General features: G+C 37.3%; 26 protein-coding genes. 14 read left to right on the top strand and 12 right to left on the bottom strand.

Annotation, left to right across the window (positions count from 1 at the left end):
* The first annotated feature begins 16 nt into the window (after nt 1-16).
* Nucleotides 17-1,354 (top strand): TrkH family potassium uptake protein, encoded by a 1,338-nt coding sequence (locus F985_RS12095; RefSeq protein ID WP_004701300.1) that lies wholly within the window; start codon nt 17-19, stop codon nt 1,352-1,354.
* 43 nt (nt 1,355-1,397) lie between these two features.
* On the opposite strand, the gene F985_RS12090 is transcribed toward F985_RS12095, so the two are convergent.
* From F985_RS12090 to F985_RS12080, 3 genes are all read right to left on the bottom strand, one after another.
* On the bottom strand, nt 1,398-2,549 hold the full coding sequence (locus F985_RS12090) for a phospholipase A (protein ID WP_004701299.1): 1,152 nt from the start codon (nt 2,547-2,549) through the stop codon (nt 1,398-1,400).
* A 20-nt stretch (nt 2,550-2,569) separates the two neighbouring features.
* Nucleotides 2,570-5,509, bottom strand: a complete 2,940-nt coding sequence (locus tag F985_RS12085) for an insulinase family protein (RefSeq protein WP_004701298.1) — start codon at nt 5,507-5,509, stop codon at nt 2,570-2,572.
* Nucleotides 5,510-5,760: 251 nt separating this feature from the next.
* Nucleotides 5,761-7,872, bottom strand: coding sequence for a TonB-dependent receptor (locus tag F985_RS12080; protein WP_004701297.1), 2,112 nt, complete (start codon nt 7,870-7,872; stop codon nt 5,761-5,763).
* A gap of 238 nt (nt 7,873-8,110) precedes the next feature.
* On the opposite strand from F985_RS12080, the gene F985_RS12075 reads away from it, so the two are divergent.
* From F985_RS12075 to F985_RS12040, 8 genes are all read left to right on the top strand, one after another.
* Nucleotides 8,111-9,115, top strand: coding sequence for an adenosine kinase (locus F985_RS12075; protein WP_004701296.1), 1,005 nt, complete (start codon nt 8,111-8,113; stop codon nt 9,113-9,115).
* A gap of 16 nt (nt 9,116-9,131) precedes the next feature.
* Nucleotides 9,132-9,440, top strand: coding sequence for a Rieske (2Fe-2S) protein (locus F985_RS12070; RefSeq protein WP_004701295.1), 309 nt, complete (start codon nt 9,132-9,134; stop codon nt 9,438-9,440).
* Nucleotides 9,441-9,465: 25 nt separating this feature from the next.
* Nucleotides 9,466-10,074 (top strand): OB-fold-containig protein, encoded by a 609-nt coding sequence (locus F985_RS12065; protein ID WP_004701294.1) that lies wholly within the window; start codon nt 9,466-9,468, stop codon nt 10,072-10,074.
* A gap of 371 nt (nt 10,075-10,445) precedes the next feature.
* Nucleotides 10,446-10,640 carry a cytochrome oxidase putative small subunit CydP gene (gene cydP / locus F985_RS12060; protein ID WP_004701293.1) on the top strand — a complete coding sequence of 65 codons (195 nt, stop codon included), beginning with the start codon at nt 10,446-10,448 and terminating at the stop codon, nt 10,638-10,640.
* Nucleotides 10,640-12,226 (top strand): cytochrome ubiquinol oxidase subunit I, encoded by a 1,587-nt coding sequence (locus tag F985_RS12055; RefSeq protein WP_004701290.1) that lies wholly within the window; start codon nt 10,640-10,642, stop codon nt 12,224-12,226. Before cydP ends, F985_RS12055 begins: the two co-directional genes overlap by 1 nt.
* The gene (cydB, locus tag F985_RS12050; RefSeq protein WP_004701289.1) at nt 12,223-13,368 is read left to right on the top strand and encodes a cytochrome d ubiquinol oxidase subunit II; all 1,146 of its coding nucleotides are present in this window, start codon (nt 12,223-12,225) and stop codon (nt 13,366-13,368) included. The genes F985_RS12055 and cydB overlap by 4 nt, the downstream gene beginning before the upstream one ends.
* 13 nt (nt 13,369-13,381) lie before the next feature.
* On the top strand, nt 13,382-13,483 hold the full coding sequence (gene cydX, locus F985_RS12045) for a cytochrome bd-I oxidase subunit CydX (RefSeq protein ID WP_002120988.1): 102 nt from the start codon (nt 13,382-13,384) through the stop codon (nt 13,481-13,483).
* Nucleotides 13,484-13,783, top strand: a complete 300-nt coding sequence (locus tag F985_RS12040) for a cyd operon YbgE family protein (protein WP_081401271.1) — start codon at nt 13,484-13,486, stop codon at nt 13,781-13,783. It abuts the gene before it with no gap.
* Nucleotides 13,784-13,793: 10 nt separating this feature from the next.
* Here F985_RS12040 and F985_RS12035 read toward each other — a convergent pair whose 3' ends face one another.
* From F985_RS12035 to F985_RS12010, 6 genes are all read right to left on the bottom strand, one after another.
* Nucleotides 13,794-14,318 (bottom strand): GNAT family N-acetyltransferase, encoded by a 525-nt coding sequence (locus tag F985_RS12035; RefSeq protein ID WP_004701285.1) that lies wholly within the window; start codon nt 14,316-14,318, stop codon nt 13,794-13,796.
* Between the two features lie 76 nt (nt 14,319-14,394).
* A complete protein-coding gene (locus F985_RS12030) occupies nt 14,395-15,066 on the bottom strand; it encodes a YccT family protein (protein WP_004701283.1) in 672 nt (223 codons plus the stop codon).
* Between the two features lie 223 nt (nt 15,067-15,289).
* Complete coding sequence (locus F985_RS12025; RefSeq protein ID WP_004701282.1) at nt 15,290-15,886, bottom strand: nitroreductase family protein; 597 nt, start codon at nt 15,884-15,886, stop codon at nt 15,290-15,292.
* Nucleotides 15,887-16,075: 189 nt separating this feature from the next.
* Entirely contained in the window at nt 16,076-17,182 is a 1,107-nt protein-coding gene (gene ftsY, locus F985_RS12020; RefSeq protein WP_004701279.1) for a signal recognition particle-docking protein FtsY, read from the bottom strand.
* 107 nt (nt 17,183-17,289) lie between these two features.
* Complete coding sequence (locus F985_RS12015) at nt 17,290-17,616, bottom strand: hypothetical protein (protein WP_004701277.1); 327 nt, start codon at nt 17,614-17,616, stop codon at nt 17,290-17,292.
* A 100-nt stretch (nt 17,617-17,716) separates the two neighbouring features.
* Nucleotides 17,717-18,076, bottom strand: a complete 360-nt coding sequence (locus tag F985_RS12010; RefSeq protein WP_004701275.1) for a hypothetical protein — start codon at nt 18,074-18,076, stop codon at nt 17,717-17,719.
* A 215-nt stretch (nt 18,077-18,291) separates the two neighbouring features.
* Between F985_RS12010 and F985_RS12005 the strand changes: the two genes are divergently transcribed.
* The 3 genes from F985_RS12005 to F985_RS11995 all read left to right on the top strand — a co-directional run bounded on the left by F985_RS12005 (nt 18,292) and on the right by F985_RS11995 (nt 19,965).
* Entirely contained in the window at nt 18,292-18,525 is a 234-nt protein-coding gene (locus F985_RS12005; protein ID WP_002121063.1) for an SEL1-like repeat protein, read from the top strand.
* A 497-nt stretch (nt 18,526-19,022) separates the two neighbouring features.
* Entirely contained in the window at nt 19,023-19,397 is a 375-nt protein-coding gene (locus F985_RS12000) for a DUF2750 domain-containing protein (RefSeq protein ID WP_004701273.1), read from the top strand.
* A 136-nt stretch (nt 19,398-19,533) separates the two neighbouring features.
* A complete protein-coding gene (locus tag F985_RS11995; RefSeq protein ID WP_004701271.1) occupies nt 19,534-19,965 on the top strand; it encodes a CBS domain-containing protein in 432 nt (143 codons plus the stop codon).
* Nucleotides 19,966-20,017: 52 nt separating this feature from the next.
* Here F985_RS11995 and F985_RS11990 read toward each other — a convergent pair whose 3' ends face one another.
* On the bottom strand, nt 20,018-21,226 hold the full coding sequence (locus tag F985_RS11990) for an aspartate aminotransferase family protein (protein ID WP_004701269.1): 1,209 nt from the start codon (nt 21,224-21,226) through the stop codon (nt 20,018-20,020).
* A gap of 227 nt (nt 21,227-21,453) precedes the next feature.
* On the opposite strand from F985_RS11990, the gene grxD reads away from it, so the two are divergent.
* Entirely contained in the window at nt 21,454-21,795 is a 342-nt protein-coding gene (gene grxD / locus F985_RS0104340; RefSeq protein ID WP_002120913.1) for a Grx4 family monothiol glutaredoxin, read from the top strand.
* 46 nt (nt 21,796-21,841) lie between these two features.
* Here grxD and F985_RS11985 read toward each other — a convergent pair whose 3' ends face one another.
* A complete protein-coding gene (locus F985_RS11985; protein ID WP_004701265.1) occupies nt 21,842-22,165 on the bottom strand; it encodes a hypothetical protein in 324 nt (107 codons plus the stop codon).
* Nucleotides 22,166-22,407: 242 nt separating this feature from the next.
* Between F985_RS11985 and F985_RS11980 the strand changes: the two genes are divergently transcribed.
* The gene (locus F985_RS11980; RefSeq protein WP_004701263.1) at nt 22,408-23,307 is read left to right on the top strand and encodes a LysR family transcriptional regulator; all 900 of its coding nucleotides are present in this window, start codon (nt 22,408-22,410) and stop codon (nt 23,305-23,307) included.
* A gap of 57 nt (nt 23,308-23,364) precedes the next feature.
* On the opposite strand, the gene map is transcribed toward F985_RS11980, so the two are convergent.
* Complete coding sequence (map, locus tag F985_RS11975; RefSeq protein WP_004701262.1) at nt 23,365-24,159, bottom strand: type I methionyl aminopeptidase; 795 nt, start codon at nt 24,157-24,159, stop codon at nt 23,365-23,367.
* Nucleotides 24,160-24,428: the final 269 nt, after the last annotated feature.

The following is a 24,428-nucleotide window of genomic DNA, read 5'->3' as shown; positions in this document are numbered from 1 at the left end:
AAACGAACTAGAAAATATGTCTCTTAAACCTAAGCCACACAAAACACTAAATTTAAGTCCTCCATCTTTATTAGCCTTAGGGTTTCTAGCATTTATTATATTCGGCACATTGTTGCTTAAGCTTCCTATTGCCAATAACGGACATGTAAGTTGGATGGATGCATTATTTACAGCAACCTCAGCGGTTACCATTACAGGTTTATCTGTTTTAAATATTCATCAATCTTTTACACTTTTTGGGCAAGTCATTATTTTATTACTGATTCAGTCAGGTGGTTTAGGCTTCATGACTTTTGCAATTTTGGCTGCACTAAGTCTATCGCCGAAAGTAGGCCTTAAGCAGCAAATGATGGCTCAAGACAGTCTTGGTCAAACTAGCCTCTCTAAAGTGACCTTTGTTGCAAAAGGTGTTGTCGCCTATACTTTTCTTTTTGAATTGATCGGAACCATAATTCTTACGACTGCATTTACACCTGCGTTTGGTTTTGCTCGCGGTTTGTATTATGCAATTTTTTATAGTATTTCTTCATTTAATAATGCGGGTTTTTCTTTATTTAATAATAGTTTAATGGGATTCCAAAACAACTATGTAATCTGCCTTACAGTGAGTTTACTTTATATCTTAGGTGGACTTGGCTTTTTAGTTTTGATGGATATCAAGCAGAATAAAAAGTGGAAAAAACTAAACCCTAATAGCAAACTAATACTTACAACAATAGCGATTATTAATTTAGTCGCCTTCATATTAATCTGGGCTCTAGAAGCGCAGAACCCACATACATTAGGAATGCTGAGTGTAGGCGATCAAGCTTTACATGCTTGGTTCCAAGCAACTGTTCCACGATCTTCAGGGTTTAATACTATTGATACAGGTGCAATGACTAATAGTAGTTCCTTGGTTATGATGCTACTCATGTTTATTGGTGGCGGCTCACTGAGTACCGCTGGTGGTATTAAGGTAGGAACCTTTGCGATATTGGTTTTAAGTGTACTTTCATTTCTAAGACGTACAGATGAAATTAGAGTCTTCAATCATTCTGTTTCTCATGAAACTACTTATAAGGCCTTAGCAGTTACTGCAATTACCAGTATTCTTATATTTATTGGGTTCTTCATACTTTTGCTTTTAGAACCGAAAGCTGACTTTATGAACTTATTATTTGAAGTGGTATCGGCAGCCTGCACAGTTGGACTTTCTCGTGGTATTACCCCAGATTTACACAATTGTAGCCTGTTTATCTTAAGCCTACTTATGTTTGCAGGAAGACTTGGACCTTTAACTCTGGCATATTTGATCGCCACCCCTAAAAAGAGTCGTCTCAAACATCCTCAGGCCAACATTCAAATTGGTTAATAAAAAAAGCCGCTTTTACAGCGGCATTTTTATCAGCTTGAACTTAGTACCAGTTCATGAGTGAAACACCCAAACCTGCATAAGTTGCGCGGTGGTTATAGTCAATTAAGCTTTCACCATATCCATTAAATAGCTGAAAGTGACCACGTAACTTACCACTAATTGGGAACGCCCAGTCAAACTGAACTGCACCATGAGAGTCATCACCACCTTTTAAAGAGTGACGTAGCATTAGCGAGAAATCGTTATCTTTCCACTTATAAAAAGCAGTTAAATCCCCACGCCCAACATAGTCTTCAATATCAGGGTTGTTATCATCTTTGGCAGCCTCATTAATGCGTAGCCAAGGACGAAGCATGACAGCAAAGTTACCACGCTCTAAGCCCACATTAAAAATGACACGGTTCCAGCTACGAGATAAAGGATCTGAACGACCATTTGACTGGTGATTTAAAGTTACACCTAATAAACGACCATCTAAACCGAGCAACTCATAGTTTGTTCTAAACATTAAACTTGCTTCAGGCTCATAGTTCGTTTCACGGAAAGGACGAGATTCTTTAGCATTAAATGTCTGCCAACGTGAAGATTGCGTATACCCCACCCACAAATCACCATTGTTGCCAAAAATATTTTCCCAAGCTTTAGTTTTCAAAGAAATTTGAAATTTAGTTTCCGTCGATTTCAAATCTTGAGCTTCTTTAACAGTGTTATTGGGATTTGGACTACTTGGAAATTCATTTTTATCACTAGTCCAAAATACAGGTAGTAAATAAACAGGCTGATAAGCACGAATATTCCAAACACCGAGCTTACTCTTTTCAGATAACTCCCACCGTTGGTCTAGTAAAGAAGTAGTAGGCTCAATTTTTGGAGCCTTCCCTATTACTTTAATATTACTAACCGTATCTACAACCTTCTCTTTAAATGTTTCAGGTTGAACAGCAGGCTGATCAACTTTTTTAACAGGCTCTGGGACTGCTGCAGCTTGCAGAGCGGGCAAAGCCGAGGGTTTAAATACAGAGTCATAACAAGCTAGGCGATCAGCATTTGAAGCAAGGGCAACACATGCATCTACGGTCGCAGGTTTTACAGGGGCTAAGGTGTCAGCATATGCCACCGACGCACATAAACAGCTAAGCAGGGTTCCCATACTTAGCTGTAATGATGTGCGTTCAAATTGTCTGAACGCCATGTTCATCTCCAATTTTTATTTTAATTAACTTGTTTAATTGTAAAGCCCAGTTGCTGCAATTCATCACGTTTTGCAAAAGGTGCAACCACAGCTTTTACAGGTGTTTGTTCAACTAAATATTGACGCGCAACACGCTGTAAGTCTTCTAGAGTCACATGCAATAGTCTTTCACGTAAGGTACGGCGGAAAGCTGGAGTTCTTGCATGTAACAGTGCATAACATGCAGTAATTGCTTCACCTGCCGGTGAACCAGGTTTGTCCATACTCGCCACCAGACCAAGAATTGCTTCTTCTAGTTGATGAGGTTGTTGCTCCGTAGTTAGCAACCATTGCACGCTCGCTTCAAAGTCTTTAAACGTCTCAGCTAAACGTGGGTCACGGTAACTAAAGAAACGGAATGAACATGCATTTCCATCATAACTAGCACCACCACCATAAGCACCACCTTTTTCACGAATAGCGCTGTGTAAGAAACCATTACGCAAGTAGGCTGCCAACACCATTAAAGGTGCTGCATCTGGATGAGACACTTCAACTGCTTGATATGCAGAAGCACAGAACTGAACATTGGATTGAATTAACCATGCTTCATGTTCGTTCGTAATTTCTTGCTCAACTTGAGTTAACTCAGTTGCTGCTTTATCAACGTTTAGCTTATCCCAAACATTTTGAATTTCTTCAACTAAACGCTCTGACTGATGCTCTTCACATACCAATAAGAACTGTTTAGGTGCTTGCAATAATTTGGTATGGATATGCTTCAATTCAGCAATAAGTGCATTGTAAGCAGCATCGTCTTGAGTAATTTTAGTAACAAGCTCACCTAACCAGTTCAATGCCCCTAAGCCAGTGTTTTGATAGTCGCGTTGAGCTAATGCACTCATATTACGAGAAGCAATCTGCATCGCATAACTATGACCAGCTCCTGATAAACGAGACTGCCAGCGTGTCTTACGTTGCTGTAACAACTCAATAATTCGCTCTTTCTCATCGAAGCGAAGTTGTTCAAATGCTAGTTTTAATAAATGAATCGCATCGAACTTCTGAGTTAAAGACTTAGTGGTTAAAGTTAACCAAGCACTAATTTTGTTTTTATCATCAACTTTACTGCGTAACGAAGCACCCATTCCCAAACCACCACTTACAGCTGTTTGTAAGTTTTGTAGTTCAAGATAGTCATACTCACCTGCACCAACTTCACCCATTAAGATAGAGAGTAAATTAAAGTAAGGTGAGCTAACAACATCATCAGGAATCTGAATGAGGACTTGTTGATAGTAAATACCATTCGTTCCGGCATGATACAAATTCAACGGCGTATCCATTCGATTACAGATAATTTCACGCAATTGACCTTGTACAATATGCAAGTCAGCAGGAACGTCTTCTAGACCAACTTTAGGTAATAGCTCAAGATTGTCTGGTGTATCTTGACGTTCTTGTAATGCTTTGGTTTTAGCAACAATCTCTGCTTTGTCTTCTTCAGTGAGTTTTTCACCAATCGCAGCTAAACGTGCTTTTTCAGCTTCTTGCTCTTTTACAGACTTGGTTGCATCAGGTACTAAAGTCATTTGGACACGGTGCGGATTATCTAACAAATGTGTTTGAATTAAATTAGATAACCACATTGGGTCTTGTAGTTCTTCTTTGACTTGAGCAATGGCACTATCAACATCCCAAATCTGAATTGGGTCATTATGGTGAATAGCACCACTTAAACCATTTAAGATCAGGCTTAAGCCATATGGTGTACCGTCACCATTAATTTCACGTTGATGCAATTCGATTTGATGCAAAATCGCATCAACCAAAGCCGAATCAATTGGTTTTGCAGCTACTTCACGTAAAATATTTAAAACACCATCTTTAAAGCTTTCTGCATACTCAGGGTTTGAACCTTGAACGCCACAATAGAATGTCATTTCAAAGTTACTGTCATCTACGCCCATTAATGGACCAGTCGACTGAGCATAACCACAGGTTTCTAAATAATGACGTAGTGGTGACGCTGAGTTTTCAAGTAAAACACCTTCGACCAAACGCATACCTAGACGTAGTTTGATATCACTCGCTTGCGGTAACAACCAAGACAATACATGGTAAGTTTTATCTTTTAACTCATCGCCATCAACAGCATAGTTTTCTGTAACTTCTACAGGTGCTGTTAAACGTTTTTCTGGTTTTGAATATAAAGTTGTACCCGCAGCAAACTTATGTAGAGCTAGTTTTTCAAATTGCTCTTGTAACTCATATGCCGTTTGGTTACCGAAGGTCATAAATACCGCATTACTTGGATGGTAATGAGTTTTATAAAATTCGACTAACTGTTCATACGTTAAATCAGGAATATCTTTAGGATCACCACCTGAGTTGTAGTGATATGTAGTTTCAGGGAATAAATGATGAGCCAACTGGTGATAAAGCTGATCAGACGGTGCACTCATCGCACCTTTCATTTCATTGAACACTACGCCTTTATATACGGGCTGACCGTTTTCAAGTTCAATACGAATACCTTCTTGAGCAAAATCAAGAGGATTTAAATTTGCTGAAAAAGCCGCATCAAGATAAACAGAGAGTAAGTTTTGGAAATCTTTCTTATTTTGAGTTGCAAATGGATAGGCTGTCCAATCTGCTGCTGTAAACGCGTTCATAAATGTATTTAATGAACGGCGAATCATTAAAAAGAATGGGTCACGAACAGGAAACTTTTCAGAACCACATAAAGCTGTATGCTCTAAAATATGTGCAGTTCCTTTAGAATCCATCGGTTGTGTTCTGAACGCAACAAGGAATACATTTTCATCATAATCAGTTGCCAAGTGATAATGCACCGCACCTGTGATTTTATGCTTATATTCAGACACTAAAATATCTAATGCTTCAACATGGTGCTGACGTAGCAACTGAAACGCAGGGTGAACAGTTTGAGAAATGGTTTCAGTGACATCTACAGTCATGTGATCTCCTAACATATCGGATAAGTGAATAAGTCTCATTATAGCCTGAGTCGGCTTGAGATTGGCGAACAAAAGCCAAGTAAAATACTATGTTTTTGTTGAGTATTAGTTTTCATGGGCATAGCTTTGATATCAAACACATAGCCCACGTGGTTGTATCCTAGCAGAACAAAACCTTTTAATACTATCTATATGCTATACAACACACAAAAAAGCTCATCATTTCGATGAGCTTTTTTGATATTTGTTAATTAAAAACGATAGCGAAGTGCGACTTGTGCATTTAGCGGGTCACCCATCATGTTTGAATCATTTGCTCCACTATGACCTGAAACAAAGTAATCACGATCAAACAAGTTATTAAGGTTCAAGTTCACATCATAACGTTCACTTTGATAACCTAAGGCCGCATTTACAACAGCATAACCTGGTAAAACGTTTTTGTTGTCTGGCGCGCTAAAACGTGATGATTCACCACGACCACCTACAGCTGCATACCAATGATCATTAATTTGGTATTTTAACCACAGGTTAGCTGTATTGTTTGGCGTAAGCGCTGAGTGATTACCCGTAAATCCAATGGTCGATTTTTCAATCTTACCATTCATATAAGAATAGCCAGCTAGCACGGACAATTGATCAGTCAACTGACCTGTTAATGAAAGTTCAACACCTTTGGTTTTTTGTTCGCCTGCTAACAGTGCTTGCGTTGGATTAGCTGGATCTTGATTTTGAATATTGGTTTGGCTCATTTCAAATAAAGCCAATGTCACATTCAATTGATCATTTACATCCCACTTTGCACCCACCTCATAATTTTCGGTTTTTGTTGGCTTTAAATCATCACTGTTTTGATAAAAAACAAATGAATCAGCCAAAGGCTGAAAAGAACGGTTATAAGAAGTATAGAGTGAAAGATTGCTTATTGGCTGATAGACCACTCCAATTCGTGGAGAATAAGTATTGTCAGTACGGTTTAAGTCTAAATTCGCGCTTGTTTTATCATCACGATCTTGAGATAGATTGTCATAACGTAAACCAACTAAAACTTTAAGCTGGTCTGTAACAGTCATTAAGTCTTGCAGATACACGCCGTAATTTTCAAAAGTATTGCTATTGTTATTACGTGCAGCTGTAGTTCCTGTATTAATAGGCGCCCAGTACTCTAATTTAGGGTCATATAAATCAGTAGTTGTTTTAGCACCTTGCCAAAGTATCTCATCTTTATGCTGCTTGCTATATTCAGCACCTATTAAGATATTATGCTTTAAGAAACCTGTATTAAATAAAGCGCTCAACTCTTGTTGAACATACACACCATCTTCATTACGCAAGCGTTTATTTTGACTTAATTGAATTTGATCAGCAGGCAATTTATTTTTTGCAGAATCTTGATGGGATACAACACTATATTGACGGTCTAATGAATAATTATAGTGGCGAACTGCACCATGATATTTGAGTTGATCATTAAACTCATGGTCTAAGCTGATAGTTTGACTTGAGATTTCAGTGTCAACATCCCCAACTTCTTTACCGTTTAATGCACCATAAAAAGTTTTAGGATTTGTTTTAACAGGTTTACCTGTAATTGGATCTGTCGGGAAGCCTTGATCCGCTAAACGATCATCATGCAAATAGTCAGCCTGTAGTAAAAGTTTAGTTTTATCGCTAATATCCCACTGTATTGATGGAGCCACCGCCTGACGTTTTAAAAAGGCCTGATCACGATAACCATCTGAGTCTTCAACTGCACCAGTTAAACGAACCTTAACATTCTCTGCCACTTTTTCATTCACATCGACTTCTGCACGGCGTTGACCTGTAGTACTACCAATCAGGCTCACTTCACGCAAAGATTGATCCATTGGTTTTTTATTAATTTTATTGACCAAACCACCCGCTGAACCACGTCCATAAAGTACAGAAGCAGGTCCTTTTAGTACCTCAACTCGTTCAACATTCGACATATCACGAAAATACAATGCATCATCGCGAATACCATCTACATAGTTATCTGTGATTGCTGAGAAACCACGAATCATGACCTGATCACGTTGTCCATCACCAACACTAAAGCTTAAACCAGCAACGTTTTGCAAGGCACCTTGCATAGATGTCACTGTCTGCTCTCTTAAAATTTGATTCGGTACAACATTTACAATTTGAGGAACATCTTTTAATTGCATAAGTCCCTTAGTGGCACTGGATGCTTGACCTACTTCTTGTTTTAAACTTTTTTCCTTCTCAGCCTTTACTGAAATTGTTGGAAGGTTGGTTACAGCCTGTGAGTCTGCCTCTGCGGCATATACATGGCCTGTTATAACCCCAAATGATGAAATAAATAAAATAGAACGCTTCATGTAAGTTCGCTATGAATAATTTCACGCGAAGTTTCAATGAAATACTATACCTTTGTAAATATTATCAAGAATCATTATTAATTGATAATATTTATTAAAAGGATTATTTCAATAGCCTAGCCAAAACATACTTTGTCTGCTAACCGCTGAATTACCTGAATTTTATTCAACAAACTACAGCAAAGGTGAGCAATGGTGTAAACTTATAAATCTGATTTTTTACTCTGTGACAACACATATGGCAACTGTAGATCTTTTTGCAATTGGTAATGCATTAATCGACCAAGAATTTAAAGTGTCTGATGATTTTCTTAGTCAGCAAGGCTTACAAAAAGGCACCATGCAGTTGTCTGACGGTGAAACACAATCTGCTTTATATGAAAAATTAAAGCAAACTCAAGATTACAAAGGCCAAGCAAGTGGTGGTTCTGCAGCAAATACAACTGTAGCCTTTACTGCATTAGGCGGTAGCGCTTTTTATGGGTGTCGTGTTGGTCATGATCAGTTAGGTGAAATTTACCTACAAGGTCTAAACGAAGCTGGCATCCAAACCACTCCTAAGTCAATCAGTGAAGGTGTAACAGGTACCTGTATGGTACTTATTAGCCCAGACTCTGAGCGTACCATGCATACCTATTTAGGTATTACGGCTGAACTTTCTCAAGATCAAATCGATTTTGAGCCGTTAAAAACAGCAAAATGGCTCTATATTGAAGGTTATCTCTCTACAAGTGAAACAGCTCGTAAAGCAGTAAAACAAGCACGAGAAATTGCAAAAGCTCACGGCGTTAAAATCGCTTTATCTTTATCAGATCCTGCAATGGTTCAATATGCCCGTGAAGGTCTAGAAGAGCTGATGGATGATGGTGTAGATTTATTGTTCTGTAATGAACAAGAAGCTTTAATGTATACCAATACGACTACCGTAGAAGATGCACTTGCTCAATTACGCTTTAAAAACCACACCATTGTGATTACACAAAGTGCAAAAGGTGCTTTAGTTGCAAACCCTACGCAACATTTTCATGTGGCAGGTCGTCACGTAGAAGCTGTAGATACAAATGGCGCTGGTGATGCTTTTGCAGGCGCATTCCTCTATGCATTAAACCATCACGAAGATTTAAATTCTGCTGCACAGTTAGCTATCCTAATTTCTAGTGAAGTTGTGTCTCAATTTGGTCCTCGTTTAGCCATTAATGACTATGCTAAACTTCTTGAAAATTTTCAGAAGGAATGTGCTTGAAATGGAAAGGATCTGTATGACGGAAGAAGTTCCTGAGCGTGAAGCTAGAGCTTTTGACACTTTACAAGGAACAACTATTTTCATTACACAGCGTGATGGCTCATTCTATGCTTATCAGAATTTATGCCCACATTTGCAAACAGAACTTGAATACTTAGAAAATCAATTTCTAGATCAAGACCAAGAATATATTCAATGTTCTACTCACGGTGCTTTATTTAACGTGGAAACTGGTGAATGTATATCAGGTCCTTGTTTAGGTGATTTTTTAAATAAAGTTGAGATTAAAGTCCATTCAGATGGCGGTATTTATATCGTAGACTAAGATCATCAACATTAGAGTTTCTACCATGGCTGATTTCTTTTTTAATTATTATCTTATGCCATTTCATTTAAGTGTTGTGGCTTTGATATTGCTCAGCGTGGTAGAAACCATTGGTATGTATATTGGGTTACGTCCAAGCCAACTACTTAAAAAAATTGCACCCGACTGGCTTACTAACTCGCCATTACTAAATGTTAAATTTTCTAAAGCTCTAATTTTCGTTTTTTTACTTATTAATTTCAGCTTTGCAGGTTATTTCTTACAACTCTCTTTCTTTGCAATACAGCATTACTTTATAACTCCTTTTTATTTAATTATTCCTGCACTGGTCATCGCAATCTTTTTTACTGTATTCATGATCCACTGTCTTGACCAAGTAATTAAACCAAAGCTCACTCACACCAATTACAATCTGTTAGGACGACTAGCAACTATCTCAAGCGGCAGTGCTAGACCAGGTTTTTCAGCTCAAGCACGCGTAAGAGATGAATTTGGTCAACTACATTATGTTCAAGTTGAACCAGAATATGGTGAATTAGAATTATATTCACAAGTGATTTTAGTGAGAGTTCAAAAAAGCCACTATCTTGCAAAAAAGATTTCGATGTCCAACGACTTATTTGCACCAGACTAATTTTTATACTTTTATACCCTTCTTAAGATTTATCAAAACAATATTTTTTTTATGGATGCTCTTTCTTAACTGAGTCATATCCACTCCCTTCTATTTGTTCAATTTTTATTTTAAACCAACCAAAATACTCAGAATAAAAAATAACCAAGTATTTTAGTTGGATTTAATTTTTATTATTTACAAGTGTTTTAGTTGGATTTAACAATCAATTCAAACCATTTTAGTAAGATATTTTATTTTAAATTATTTAAACATCCAAGTTATTGTTTTAAATAATAAATATAATTAAGTTTTTATTTAAAATATATTTATTGTTTATTTTTAATATATTTTGATTAATAATAAAATTAATATGTATCGAGGTTTATTTTATGAGCCTTAAAAATCTAGATATTAATGCCAAATTAGTTAGAGAAATCACGATTATTCTAATAATTAAAGTCGTGCTTCTCTTAACAATCAAACATATTTGGTTTGATGCTCCCACCATCCCCAAAAATTTCGACAATCAAGTCGCTGAGCATATTGCTGGCGATAATACTTCCCATATTAAGGAGACACGTTGATGATTTCTGAAAGCGTGGTTGATCTTTCGCGGTTCCAGTTTGCGATGACCGCAATGTATCACTTTCTTTTCGTACCCTTGACCCTAGGCCTTGCATTCATTCTGGCTATTATGGAAACCACTTACGTTATATCGGGTAAAGAAATTTACAAGGATATGACTAAATTTTGGGGAAAACTATTCGGTATTAACTTTGCCTTAGGCGTAACTACTGGCCTCACCATGGAGTTCCAATTCGGAACAAACTGGGCATATTACTCACACTATGTTGGTGATATTTTCGGTGCCCCATTAGCAATTGAAGGCTTGATGGCATTTTTCCTTGAGTCAACATTTATCGGTTTATTCTTCTTCGGATGGGACCGTCTGAGTAAAGTACAGCATTTAGGGGTTACTTGGTTAGTTGCCCTTGGCTCTAATATGTCAGCTCTCTGGATTTTAGTTGCCAATGGCTGGATGCAAAACCCTGTAGGTGCAGCATTTAACTTTGAAACAATGCGTATGGAGCTTGTAGATTTCGGTGCACTTATTTTTAACCCTGTAGCACAGGTTAAGTTTGTACATACTGTTTCTGCTGGGTACGTAACAGGTGCAATTTTCGTACTCGCAATTTCAAGTTACTACTTACTTAAAAAACGTGATCTGCCTTTTGCCCGCCGTTCATTCGCGATTGCTGCCATTTTTGGTCTTGCCTCTACACTTTCAGTGATTTTGCTTGGTGATGAGTCTGGTTATGAACTAGGTGATGTACAAAAAACTAAACTCGCTGCAATTGAAGCAGAATGGGATACTCACCCTGCTCCAGCTCCATTTACTTTATTTGGTGTGCCAAACCATGAAGAAATGCGAACAGACTATGCAGTTAAAATTCCTTATGCATTAGGTCTAATTGCAACTCGCTCAACAACCAAAGAAGTCACTGGTCTAAAAGACTTAATGCAACAGCACGAAGTCCGTATTCGTAACGGTATGCTTGCTTATGCTGAACTTGAAAAACTACGTGCTGGAGACCGCTCACCAGAATTATTAGCTTCATTTGAAAAAAATCAAAAAGATTTAGGCTATGGCTTACTTCTTAAGAAATACGCACCAAATGTCGTGGATGCAAGTGAACAAAACATTCAAGCCGCTGTTAAAGACACCATTCCAAATGTAACTGCTCTATTCTTCTCATTCCGTGCAATGGTGGCCTCTGGTTTCTTAATGTTGCTTCTTTTCATTTTGGCCACTTGGGCTGTAGCAAAAAGAAATGCTGAAAATAAACCGTGGTTACTCAAATATGCATTGTTTGCGTTACCACTTCCATGGATTGCAGCTCAAACAGGCTGGTTCGTTGCTGAAGGTGGCCGTCAACCTTGGTCTATTGGTGAAATTCTACCAACTCACTTATCAACTTCGAGTTTAAGTACAGGTGATGTATGGGGCTCTATCCTCGCGTTAGCAGCGTTCTACACTGTCCTGCTTATTATTGAAATGTACTTAATGATTAAATTTGCTCGCTTAGGACCAAGCTCACTTCATACTGGTAAATATCATTTTGAAAAGCAAGAGACAAAAGCAGCTGTTAATGGGGAGGCTTTATCATGATTGAATACGAACTCCTAAAAATCATATGGTGGGTGTTAGTTGGAGTCTTACTCATCGGGTTTGCTTTAACCGATGGCTTCGATATGGGCTCAATGGCACTTATGCCTTTTGTTGGTAAAACTGATAATGAACGCCGTGCGGCTATTAATACTATTGCACCGCACTGGGATGGAAATCAGGTTTGGTTTATTACTGCAGGTGGTGCCTTATTTGCTGCATGGCCAATGGTTTATGCAGTTGCATTCTCGGGAATGTATTGGGCCTTATTACTTGTGCTATTTGCCTTATTCTTACGCCCAGTAGGTTTTGACTATCGTTCTAAACTTGAAAATACAAAATGGCGTAACTCTTGGGATTGGGGGCTATGTATAGGTGGTGCAGTGCCTGCTCTAGTTTTCGGTGTAGCGTTCGGTAATTTATTCTTAGGTATCCCTTTTAGTTTAGATAGCACATTGCGCTCTGAATATTCAGGTAGCTTCTTTGCTCTTCTTAACCCATTTGCCTTAGTTTGCGGTATTGTTAGTTTATCTATGTTGTGTGCGCATGGTGGTGCTTGGCTAATGCTACGTACAGACGGCGCTTTAAAACAACGTTCTGCTAAAGCCACACAAATTATGGCAGCAGTATTCTTAATTTGTTTCCTTGTCATTGGTGCATGGTTGTACTTCGGTCAAGTACCAGGTTATAGCTATGCTGCAGCAATTAATCCAAACGCTGCTCTTAATCCTTTAGCTAAACAAGTCGTCACAAATAACAACCCAGGCTGGATGAACAACTACACTAGCTATCCAATCACTAAGGTTGCTCCAATTGTCGCAATTTTAGGGGCAATTCTTGCCTTCTTTACAGCATCAAGAGCAAAAGCAGGCTTGAGCTTTGCTGGTACAAGCTTAATGATTGTTGGTGCGATCTTAACTGCTGGGTTTGCTCTCTTCCCATTTTTATTGCCATCGAGTATTAACCCGAACTCGAGCTTAACAATGTGGGATGCTGTATCAAGTCACCGTACTTTAGGTGTTATGACAGTTGCTGCTTGTATATTTGTTCCAATCATTTTGATATATACCACTTGGTCGTATTACAAAATGTGGGGCGTGATTACCAATAAACATATCGAGTCAAACTCGCACAGCTTGTACTAATAAGGAGAAGCATATGTGGTATTTCGCATGGATTCTTGGAATTTTGATGGCATGTTTTGCGGGTGTACTCAGTGCGCTTTATATCGAACATCATCAAGATTTAGATGAGGAATAGATCATGGCAAATGCAATGACAACATCAAATCAACGAAAAGCTCAAGCATTTGCAATGGCCATTTCATTTCTGTTGGCATTGCCGCTTGCTGCAATTTTATTGGTTCATCCTTCACTGATGCTAGATGCAAACGGACACTACAACCATAGTCAGCTTATGCAGGTTATGGTGGGAATTTCCGGAGGGTTTATCTACGGTGTTGGTTTCGTACCCCACTTCTGGTTATGGAAATGGTTATTTAGCCCATGGATAGCTTGGCCTCTTATGCTGTTAGGCTATTACATCTGGTTTTTAACCTAAAAAAAGGACCTCATTTGAGGTCCTTTTTCATTTCAATCAGTTGTATAGGCACAAGAGGAACTCCAACATCTGCTTCATATGGATATGGTTCTACATGGCCTGTTTTTGTATATCCGCGTCTTTCATAATAAGCAATCAGTTCTGAACGAACATCTAATACATACATGATCGCACTATCTAATTCAGGGACTTTTTGTAAAGCAAGCTGTTCAGCATATTCCAAAACACAGCGGCCAACTTTCATGTTCTGTAGATTAGGATCGGTACAGAACGTTCCAATCTCAACATTATTATCCTGAAAATTTAATCCGATACACGCAACAATTTTAGAAGAATCTATTTCTGCAACTATTAGTAATGAATTAGACAACTCTAATTGCTGTTGTAGTTGCTCTTGGCTAATACGTTGCCCTTTTAAAAATTCAATTTCAGTTGTCCAGCTTCTACCTTGTTGCTCTCTATACGATTGATTAATTAAATCGACCAATGATGTTATGTCACTCAATTCTGCTAGACGGAAATTTAAGTTCATCATAAATATGCTTAGGCTATTTAAAATATTATAAAAATAAAGCCGATATTAAATCGGCTTTATTTTGAATAGCAATAATTTAATTTGATTGTTCTGCCAACCAAGCCATAAATTTTTGACGCTCAGCTTTAGAAGATTTCTGCCACACTTCAACCAACCGTTGATCATTGCTTTGCGCAGCACCTGTCGAAGGAACCGTTGCAGCAACAGATGTAGTAACTTGAGAAGTAGATGGCTTGGCAGCAGCATAAACAGCTTGAGGCTGAGGTTTAGAAGGTTTTGTTGTAAAGTCAGCGACCTTACCCAACAAGCCAGTTGCAAACCAAGGTTTTGCTTCGTTGTTTGCACCAGTTTGCTGAACAACTAGTTCATTATTTGAATTATATAAAGCCACTGTTGGTTGCTCAGCATATTTCTTTGCTTGCTCATATTTTTTTGGCACATCAACCATCGCCAGCTTATAAGTTTGGCCGTCTTTTAATGTTGGTGTTTGAATAGTAACCACGCCCGACTTAACAATATCGTGCTCACCATTCAAATGTTCAAAATATTCTTGATAACGTACACTTAAGTTTGTTTCGCCGGCATCGACTTTGTAACTATTTTTAGAAGAACGAAATAATCCAGAATTGACTTCTTGACCATTCACCGCGAGGATTACAATTTCCTCTGGTGCTTTAATTGTAACTGCTGAAAATACTGAACCGCTGAGTAATAAACCAATCGCAGCAACACTTAATCTTAAAGTCATCTGTTCACGTCTCTATAATATTTAATAGTTTGTAAAAACATGAGCAATATGCAACATGATTATGACCATTTTATGACAAGCTTTATTTATACAAACTTAGCCTTAATTTTTTTAAAATATATTATTGAATTTTAGTCATTATCTATTTTAAAACAAAGTTACAACCCATTTTTCAAGCATAAAAAAAAGAGCACCTACAAGGTACTCTTTTCATCAACTAAACTTAGTTGAATGTTTTAAAACGATCTTCATCGCTAATAAACGCTTTCTCACCAGCAGGTGCTTCAACAGAACCAAATACTAGCTGAGCACGTAATTTCCAATTTGCAGGTACATCAAATGCAGCAGCAGCATCTGCGTCAACAATTGGATTATAGTGCTGCAAAGAAGCACCTAAGCCTAGCTCTGAAAGTGCTGTCCAAGTTGCGAACTGAGCAATTGCAGTTGAATGTTCAGACCAAACTGGGAAGTTGTCTGCATATAATTCAAATTGCTCTTGTAAGCTTTTAATAACAGCTTGATCTTCATAAAACAGTACAGTACCAACACCTGCCACAAAGCTATCAATCTTAGCATTTGTACCAGCAAAAGAATCTGCAGGAACAATTTTACGTAATGCTTCACGAACTAAATTCCAGAATTTAGCATGTGATTCACCATAAAGTGTCACTACACGTGAAGATTGTGAGTTGAATGATGATGGACTATGTTTAACCGCTTCACGAATTGTTTCTTCAATTTTAGTGCGATCTAATGCAACATTTTTACCAATTGCATAAATAGTACGACGGTTTTTAATTTTATCTAAGAAAGTAGACATTTTGTTATTTCCTACGTATTTGATTGACCATTGGCCGTTGTTTGGGAATGAATATAGTCTATGAAACTCACTTCTTATAATCAGCATTAAAAATATGACAGTTCGTTTTATTTTCGCAACAATAAAAAAAGATATTTATATAAAAAAAGCCTCACGATGAAGTAAGGCTTTTTAAAAATCTATAGGCAATTATTTATCAGTCTCAAACAATGCTGCTACAAATGATTTCGCCGAGAACGGTCTCAAATCATCAATTTTTTCACCTACCCCAATGAAACGGATCGGTACATGAGTACGACTGGCAATATTAAAGAGTACGCCACCTTTCGCTGTACCATCTAACTTAGTAATAGTAATACCTGTTAGACCTACAGCTTGGTCAAATTCTTGTACTTGGTTAATTGCATTTTGCCCAGTACCTGCATCGACCACCAACATAATTTCATGCGGTGCTGTTGCATCAATTTTTTGCATCACACGCTTAACTTTCTTAAGCTCTTCCATCAAGTTGCTTTTGTTATGTAAACGACCCGCGGTATCTGCAATCAATACATCAATACCTTTAGCGCGCGCACTTTCAAAAGCATCAAAAATAACCGAAGCACTGTCTGCACCGTGGCCTTGAGCAACAACAGAAATATCGTTACGCTCACCCCAAATTTGCAATTGTTCAGTAGCAGCTGCTCGGAATGTATCACCTGCAGCTAGCATTACTTTTTTACCTTCGCCTTGTAAACGCTTAGCAAGTTTACCAATTGTCGTTGTTTTACCTACACCATTCACACCCACCATTAAAATCACATATGGCGATTTATTTGGGTCAATATGTAAAGGCTTCACACGTGGAGCAAGTAAAGCAACCAACTCTTCTTGTAAAGCTTTATAAAGCGAATGTGAATAAATCAAATCGCCACGAGCGGTACGTTCAGTCAAGTTGGTAATAATTGTTTTGGTTGCTTCAACACCAATATCAGCAACCAATAACTGCTCTTCTACTTCTTCAAGCAACTCATCATCAATTTCTTTACCACCAATTAAGATGTTGACCATACCATCAGTGAAATTACGACGGGTTTTAGTCAAACCATCTTTCATTCGCCCAAAGAAACCAGATTTTGGCTTTTCTGACTCTAAAGAAGGTGCAGTTTCAATAGCTTCTTCAACTTTTACTTCTTGCTTAACAGGTGATTCAACGATAGGAACATCGATAGCAGGTAAATTAGGCAATGTGACATCGTCATCCCCGATCTCAGCATCTATCAAGAATTTATTTTGCATATTCGATTGTTGTTGCATGCCGATTCCTTGAAAAGCAGCGTGTTAAAAAACGGAAAGTTTAGCATAAATTCAAGTTTTTGCCTGCTCCAATAGCGAGCAAAACCTTGTTGAAATAAAGACAATACTTATTGAGTATCTTCTTGCGCTAATGCTGGATATTCTTTGATATGATTGTGTTCAAATTGATAAGCATGCATTAATTTCAAATACTCTGCTCGATGAATCTCAGATTGAGTCATAATCAACTCAGCCATATCCTGAGTTCTAGGATAAGTCGCCTGCCGAGAAAGTTGTACAATTCTTTGGTATTGCTCTGAATTGACAGGACGAAGTAATGCTAAATAAGAAAGTACAAAAATACAGGCAATAATAATAATCACAACTAGATTAAAACATTGCTCTGCCTTTAACTCAGACTTTAATTTAAGAAAATTTTGTTTGAATGTGAGCATGACCTACCTCTAATTTATGTAGTGTAGGGTTCAATGCACTTCAGCACAAGATCAAAATCCAGTAAGGCTAATATTCTTTATCCCTACTGGATCGCAAACTTTAGCTGATTAGAGATCGAATTACAGAGAAGTATAAAATTGCAGCAATAATCACTAAAACAAGGAACATAGCAAAAATGCTCAAACCTTCTTCTGCATCTGCCGGGTGCAATTCATCTTCATCTGCAATTTTTCTGAGCTCACCATCATATATATTATAGAACTGAGCTTTTTGACTAGGATCTAATTGGCTAGCGTAATCAAAAACGCGTTTCCTTTGTGCCAAACAATAATCACCTAAATGTATTTCTTGATGAAAAATTGCTTCGTCTAATAATTTACGATGATAATGAGCAAGCTCTATTATTTGGTCCTCTTTAGGAGGAGTATCAAAAACAAAGCCATCGATTGTATTTGTCATAGTTATTCTCCTTGTCTTTTATTCTCATATTGATTTTACTCAAAATTATTTGCGAATAATGTTTAATCATGTATCCTAATAGTGAAATAAAGAAAGCTGATCAATAGTTGACAAATCAATTAATCTGTAATATTAGTTTAACAATTCTAAGTTAAATTAGATTAAAGGCAGCGACCTTTAGAAAAAGTAATCATAATTACAATAAGGAGTTTTATATGATTCAACGTATCTCTCATCATGATTTAGAACATGTATACGCAACTGCGGTTAACACAATTCACTCTCAAATGAATTTCCAAGATGCAGTTGCACAGTTAGAAGAAGTTGCTCGTGCTGGTCACGGTAAAGCTGCACTATTCTTAGCAGAATTATACTATCAAGGTTTCCGTGTTGAACGTGACTCCCTGAAAGCACAATATTGGCAGAAACTGGCCACCATGCAAGCATAAAGAAACGTCACTTAGGTGGCGTTTTTTTATACCTGTAAAAATTCGATATAGACAAATTTAGCTGTTGTTTTTCTTGCGCTTCGCCAAAGCTTTAGTCGCTTTATCTTGCTCAGGTGGCGTTTTTTTACGTCTATAAAAAACCAAAGTTATCAATTTTTTAGAAGCCTTACTTCACCACTTTAGTCGTGGCTCTGATGGCGTTTTTTTGCCTGTGAAAAATTTGATATAGAGAAATTCATCTGTTCTTTTTCTTGCGCTTCGCCAAAGCTTCAGTCGCTTTATCTTGCTCAGGTGGCGTTTTTATACCCGTAAAAACTAAATGGATCATAAGCCTAATAAGCTTCTTCAATAACTAGGAAAACAATATTTTTATTTGGTATTTATCGTTGATATTTCTAGTCATCAATATTTGTTTACGTTTTGACACCTGTTTAAACTGAAATGTCATGTGATTCTCTTATAATAAGCTAGATAAGTTAAAACCTTTAAATTGAAAAATGAATAATTTAAGTAATCTACAACCAGTTTCTAAAGACTTGATGATCAAGATTTATATTTTAAGAACCATGATGTACTGCGGGGTTCTTTGGGGACTATTTGATGAAGGATGGGCCATTAAATCGGATCAGGAAGATTTCATTTTCCCGTTTTGGTTAAATGGAGTTCAGGCGCATCGATATGCTAAAACTCACTGGCCTAATTACAAACCTAGAAAAATCACTCCAAAAGACTTCCATGAATCTCTACTACCAACCTTAACACGGTTAAAAGTTACCCCTGCTTTATTTAATTCATCTCACCGCAAGTTAAAGCTTTCTACTCAGCAAATGCATCATTTCTTTTTTAATCATCCTAAATGGCAGGTAGCTTAATTTTTAAGCAACCAAATATAGAGTACTTTTTGAACGCTTGAGCATAAAACTTGTATTTGAGTGACTATGGAGTCTTTGCAATTTTCTAAAATCAGGCTAATTTAAATCAAAATGATAAAACAACAGGACAGAAGAAATGACTATCGTTGCACAAGTAATTAAGAACAAATCACAACAAGCTATTTTCACAATCTCACCCGAAGCAACTGTCCTTGAAGCAATCACGATTATGGCTGAAAAAGGAATTGGAGCTTTAGTCGTAGCAGAGGGTGAAACAGTAGTTGGAATACTATCTGAGCGTGATTACACTCGAAAAGTAACTCTAATGGAACGCTCGTCTTATAGCACAACAGTTGCTGAAATTATGACAGCAAAAGTAATCACTGTAGGCCTAAACAATACAGTTGAAGAATGTTTACAGCTCATGACCGATCGTCATTTACGTCACTTACCTGTATTAGAAAATGGAAAACTAGTTGGTTTTATTTCAATCGGTGACTTAGTTAAAGCAGCAATGGAAGACCAAAAAGTTTTAATTGAACAATTAAAGCAATATATTTCTGGCTAAACGTACAAAATAAAAATGGGCGTTAATCGCCCATTTTTATTTCTTTTAAAACTTAAAGATAATTGGTAATTAAAGCAACTAAACGTTCTAGCAAAATATCAGCTTGAGCTTGAGTCATATTAATTGGAGGTAATAAGCGAACTACAGAACCTGCTGTTACATTAATAATAAGTTTGTATTCATCACGAGCAATCGCAACGAGTTCAGCACAATCTTTAGGCAATTGAATACCAATCATCATACCAAAACCACGCACTTGTACGCCTTTATCTGCTAATTGAACACGTAATTGATCAACAATATAGTTACCAACTACTGCTGCATTCTCTACTGCATTTTCCTTCTGGATCGTATCAATTACCGTATAAACCACACGAGAACCCAATACAGTACCACCATAAGTCGAACCATGGCTGCCAGGCCCTAATAACCCTACAGCTTTACCTTGGGTCATTACAGCCCCCACAGGAAAACCATTCCCTAATCCCTTAGCAGTGGTTAAAACATCTGGAATAATATTGGTATGTTGATATGCAAAGTATTTACCAGTACGACCATTACCAGTTTGAATTTCATCTAACATCATCAACCAGTTGTGCTGATTACAAAGGTAGCGAACTTCTTCTAAATAGCTAAATCCCTGTGGCGCAGTATTAATACCACCTTCACCTTGGATCGGCTCAATCAAAATAGCAACAATATCTGGATGTTGTAGAGCAGCTTCTTGAATCGCTTCGATATCACCAAATGGCACTCGAATAAAGCCTTCTACTAAAGGAGCAAAACCATCTTGTACTTTCTTGTTACCAGTTGCAGAAAGTGTCGCCAAAGTACGACCGTGAAATGATTGTTCAGCTACAATAATCTTTGGCAGACTTATACCTTGTTGAGTACCAAATTTACGAGCAATTTTGATTGCACCTTCATTTGACTCGGCACCACTATTTGAAAAGAAGATTTCTTCCATACCAGAAACTTCAGCAAGCTTCTGAGCAGCAGCAGTTTGCCAAGGAATTTCAAATAAATTACTGGTATGTACGAGCGTTGCTGCTTGTTCAGCAATTGCTTCAGCAATAGCAGGATGAGCATGTCCTAAACCACAGACAGCAATACCCGTTAATGCATCTAAATATTCTGTACCATCTTGTGTGTATAGATATGCCCCTCGGCCTCGGACAAAACTGATCGCTTGGCGACCATAAGTAGCCATTAAGTGTGTTGGTTGATCAGGTTGTACTGGAGCTAGGGTAATATCAGTCATCACGAACTCTGTCTGTATGAGGTTTTAAGAAGGGTTTATATAAACAAAAACTTGCGCTGATGGAAAGTCTCATCATTCATTTATCTAAAATTTCGTCTGCTTTTTACTATCACTTCGGTTTATACAATAAAATATTGAATATTCTATGCAACTTTAGACAGCAAGGTGGTTTGCAAACCAATGTGAACACCCCCTATAATGCTGCAAGATTAGTTGAGGATCTACATATGACTGAACAAGCACGTGATACTGAAGCGTTAATTCGCGATCAAATTGCGAAGCATCCCGTTTTACTTTACATGAAAGGCACTCCACAGTTTCCACAATGTGGTTTCTCTGCACGTGCAGTAGAGGCGCTCAGTCAAATTGGTCGTCCATTCGCATATGTGAACATCTTAGAAAACCCTGATATTCGTGCAACTTTACCAAAAATTGCAAACTGGCCTACTTTCCCACAGCTATGGGTAAATGGCGAACTTATCGGTGGTAGCGATATCATGCTTGAAATGTTCCAAAATGGCGAATTAAAACCATTAGTTGAACAATATAGCGCAGCTCCAGAAGCTTAATAATAAAAAAGCCAATCGAAAGATTGGCTTTTTTATACCCATCAAATTAACAATCACTTATGCCGACATAACGGAACAAACCATCAACACCAAGATCTGATTTTAAAATAGTCAAATTTTTATATGATGTGCTGGTTATCGCTTCAAAAACATTCATATTTGGATCTTCATGTAACTCATCTACATTTTGAGTCATAGATTCTTCAAAACGGTCAGCCACAAATTCAAAGCCTAAATCCATTGCAATAAACAATGTATGTTCACAAGGTTGAACGTATTGCTCTTGTGACCAATCAATAACTGCAAGCTTACAAATTGGGCAAAGAATATTTGCAGTCGCATCTTTTAATTCAACTAACTGGTAAGACATACTTTAAAAAAATTTGATAAAAATATATTTTATGAAAAATAACGTATGAACACCATATTTGATTTTTAATTCGAAAAACGACACACAAAACAATTTCAATGTCATTACATTTGCATTTCAAACCATCTAAATTTGCTTTTCGAGTCCTTTTTATATACTTTTTACAAAAAATTAAAATCAAACTTTATCGTTGCAAAAATAATAATGTAAAATCTTTAGTGTTGCATAAATAGGATATTTTAATGCTCACCGATCTTGATGATTTTTATTGTTTTGCCCTTGTTGTTGAGCATGGTGGATTTAGCGCCGCTGAACGTGTTACTGACATCCCAAAATCAAAATTAAGTCGTCGTGTTTATAATTTAGAAGAAAATTTAGGAGTCCGGTTAATACAGCGCAGCTCACGCCATTTCGCCGTTACTGATATTGGTATGGATATCTATAGACATGCTCAAGTCATGATGAATGCTGCTCAAGCTGCTCATGATCTAGTCGACCACTTAAGTATTCAACCTAGAGGTGTGGTCAAAGTAAGTGTTCCTGTAGATATTGCCCAAAACCAACTCCCTAAAATTTTGCCGGCATTTTTAAAAAAATATCCTGAAATACGCTTACAACTTATCGTAAGTAACCGCCGAGTTGATGTTATTAATGAAGGTATTGATGTTGCTTTACGTGTCAGATCTAAATTAGATGATGATCCAAGCTTAGTGTTAAGGCAATTTTCACTTATAGAGCAGAGTCTATTTGCAAGTCAGGCTTATTTAAATGAATTTGGCAATATCAAGACACCAGAACAATTGAGTGAGCATCGTATTTTAAGCCTATCTGAAGAGCATTTAGATCAACAATTCACTTTACATGGACCAGACAACCAATTGAAAAAAGTCAAAGTCAGTCCAACTGTAATGGGAACCAACCTTTATATGCTTGCCCAACTTGCAAGTCAAAATTGCGGTATTGCCTTATTACCAGAAACAGCTGCTGAAGATTTTGTGAAATCCGGCCAGCTTGTACAAATTTTGCCAGACTGGAAAGCTGCTCATGGTATATTTCATGCAGTTTATCCGTCTCGTAGAGGATTGCTTCCAGCGGTACGCGTATTCATTGACTATTTGGTAGAGCATCTTTCTGAGCATTGATAATATTAAAAAATAAAAAAGTTCGATGAGACATCGAACTTTTTATACTTTTAGCGATTAAATTTTCGGATAGCTTCCCACACCTTCTGGCCACGGTGTCAACAATTCAAAACCTGTATCTGTAACAGCGACCATATGTTCCCATTGGGCAGATAAAGAAAGATCTTGAGTAATAACCGTCCAACCATCGTTTAATTCTTTAACTTGAGGTTTCCCTGCATTCACCATAGGTTCAATCGTAAAGACCATACCTTTCTTCAAAACTAATCCTTGTCCACGTTGCCCATAATGCAGAATATTAGGCTGCTCATGATAGACTTTACCAATCCCATGCCCACAATATTCACGAACAATGCTATACCCTTCGCGATGAGCAACGGATTGAATAGCGTAACCAATATCACCTAAAGTCGCCCCAGGTTTAACTGTGTGGATACCGGCAACCATTGCCTCATAAGTTGTTTCAACTAGTTTTTTTGCATGTGGATTGACATTGCCCACATAATACATACGGCTTGTATCACCAAAGTAGCCATCTTTAATAATCGCTACATCAATATTAATAATGTCACCATCTTTTAAAATTTTATTTGGTGAAGGAATACCATGACAAACCACCTCGTTAACTGAGGTACATATTGTTTTTGTGAAACCGTGGTAACCCACATTGGCAGGAATCACTTTTAAGGTATTTACGATGTAATCATTACAAATATTATCTAAATATTCGGTTGTTACACCGGGTTTAATATACTCACCTATCATTTCTAAAACTTGTGCAGCCAAACGGCCAGAAATCCGCAATTTTTCCAGGTCTTGTTCGGTTTTAATTGTAACAGTAGAAGCTCTCATTCAATTTTATCCTCGTAGACATTGCTTTTACCATGTCTACAAAAATGTAAGTTAATTTCGAATATTTTAGAACGGATGTAGAGTAGGCAGGAAGCTGTAAATGCCCAAATATTCAACATTCATAATAGAAATTGATATTTTTATTTTTACATAATTTTCTTAAAAAGTCAGATCTAAAAAATCTTTTCTTTATTTCTTTCAAAGGTTTTTCAACTACATAACTTAACCACTTGATATTTTTCATATCTCTGAATGATTTATAAGGTCGG

Source organism: Acinetobacter seifertii (assembly GCF_000368065.1).
GTDB classification, from domain to species: domain Bacteria; phylum Pseudomonadota; class Gammaproteobacteria; order Pseudomonadales; family Moraxellaceae; genus Acinetobacter; species Acinetobacter seifertii.
The sequence above is the reverse complement of the archived record's forward strand: the minus strand, read 5'-3'. Positions and strand labels throughout refer to the sequence as shown.

Bases quoted from the DNA above. Each gene is read 5' to 3' on its own strand.
- F985_RS12035 (WP_004701285.1), bottom strand. From the start codon at position 14,318: ATGATGAACTTAAATTTCCGTCTAGCAGAATTGAGTGACATAACATCA.
- F985_RS12070 (WP_004701295.1), top strand. From the start codon at position 9,132: ATGACGGAAGAAGTTCCTGAGCGTGAAGCTAGAGCTTTTGACACTTTA.
- F985_RS12000 (WP_004701273.1), top strand. From the start codon at position 19,023: ATGAATAATTTAAGTAATCTACAACCAGTTTCTAAAGACTTGATGATC.
- F985_RS12010 (WP_004701275.1), bottom strand. From the start codon at position 18,076: ATGACAAATACAATCGATGGCTTTGTTTTTGATACTCCTCCTAAAGAG.
- F985_RS12015 (WP_004701277.1), bottom strand. From the start codon at position 17,616: ATGCTCACATTCAAACAAAATTTTCTTAAATTAAAGTCTGAGTTAAAG.
- F985_RS12025 (WP_004701282.1), bottom strand. From the start codon at position 15,886: ATGTCTACTTTCTTAGATAAAATTAAAAACCGTCGTACTATTTATGCA.
- F985_RS12085 (WP_004701298.1), bottom strand. From the start codon at position 5,509: ATGACTGTAGATGTCACTGAAACCATTTCTCAAACTGTTCACCCTGCG.
- F985_RS12055 (WP_004701290.1), top strand. From the start codon at position 10,640: ATGATTTCTGAAAGCGTGGTTGATCTTTCGCGGTTCCAGTTTGCGATG.
- grxD (WP_002120913.1), top strand. From the start codon at position 21,454: ATGACTGAACAAGCACGTGATACTGAAGCGTTAATTCGCGATCAAATT.
- F985_RS12005 (WP_002121063.1), top strand. From the start codon at position 18,292: ATGATTCAACGTATCTCTCATCATGATTTAGAACATGTATACGCAACT.
- F985_RS12075 (WP_004701296.1), top strand. From the start codon at position 8,111: ATGGCAACTGTAGATCTTTTTGCAATTGGTAATGCATTAATCGACCAA.
- F985_RS11990 (WP_004701269.1), bottom strand. From the start codon at position 21,226: ATGACTGATATTACCCTAGCTCCAGTACAACCTGATCAACCAACACAC.
- F985_RS11980 (WP_004701263.1), top strand. From the start codon at position 22,408: ATGCTCACCGATCTTGATGATTTTTATTGTTTTGCCCTTGTTGTTGAG.
- F985_RS12030 (WP_004701283.1), bottom strand. From the start codon at position 15,066: ATGACTTTAAGATTAAGTGTTGCTGCGATTGGTTTATTACTCAGCGGT.
- ftsY (WP_004701279.1), bottom strand. From the start codon at position 17,182: ATGCAACAACAATCGAATATGCAAAATAAATTCTTGATAGATGCTGAG.
- map (WP_004701262.1), bottom strand. From the start codon at position 24,159: ATGAGAGCTTCTACTGTTACAATTAAAACCGAACAAGACCTGGAAAAA.
- F985_RS11995 (WP_004701271.1), top strand. From the start codon at position 19,534: ATGACTATCGTTGCACAAGTAATTAAGAACAAATCACAACAAGCTATT.
- F985_RS12065 (WP_004701294.1), top strand. From the start codon at position 9,466: ATGGCTGATTTCTTTTTTAATTATTATCTTATGCCATTTCATTTAAGT.
- F985_RS12080 (WP_004701297.1), bottom strand. From the start codon at position 7,872: ATGAAGCGTTCTATTTTATTTATTTCATCATTTGGGGTTATAACAGGC.
- cydP (WP_004701293.1), top strand. From the start codon at position 10,446: ATGAGCCTTAAAAATCTAGATATTAATGCCAAATTAGTTAGAGAAATC.
- cydX (WP_002120988.1), top strand. From the start codon at position 13,382: ATGTGGTATTTCGCATGGATTCTTGGAATTTTGATGGCATGTTTTGCG.
- cydB (WP_004701289.1), top strand. From the start codon at position 12,223: ATGATTGAATACGAACTCCTAAAAATCATATGGTGGGTGTTAGTTGGA.
- F985_RS12095 (WP_004701300.1), top strand. From the start codon at position 17: ATGTCTCTTAAACCTAAGCCACACAAAACACTAAATTTAAGTCCTCCA.
- F985_RS12090 (WP_004701299.1), bottom strand. From the start codon at position 2,549: ATGGCGTTCAGACAATTTGAACGCACATCATTACAGCTAAGTATGGGA.
- F985_RS11985 (WP_004701265.1), bottom strand. From the start codon at position 22,165: ATGTCTTACCAGTTAGTTGAATTAAAAGATGCGACTGCAAATATTCTT.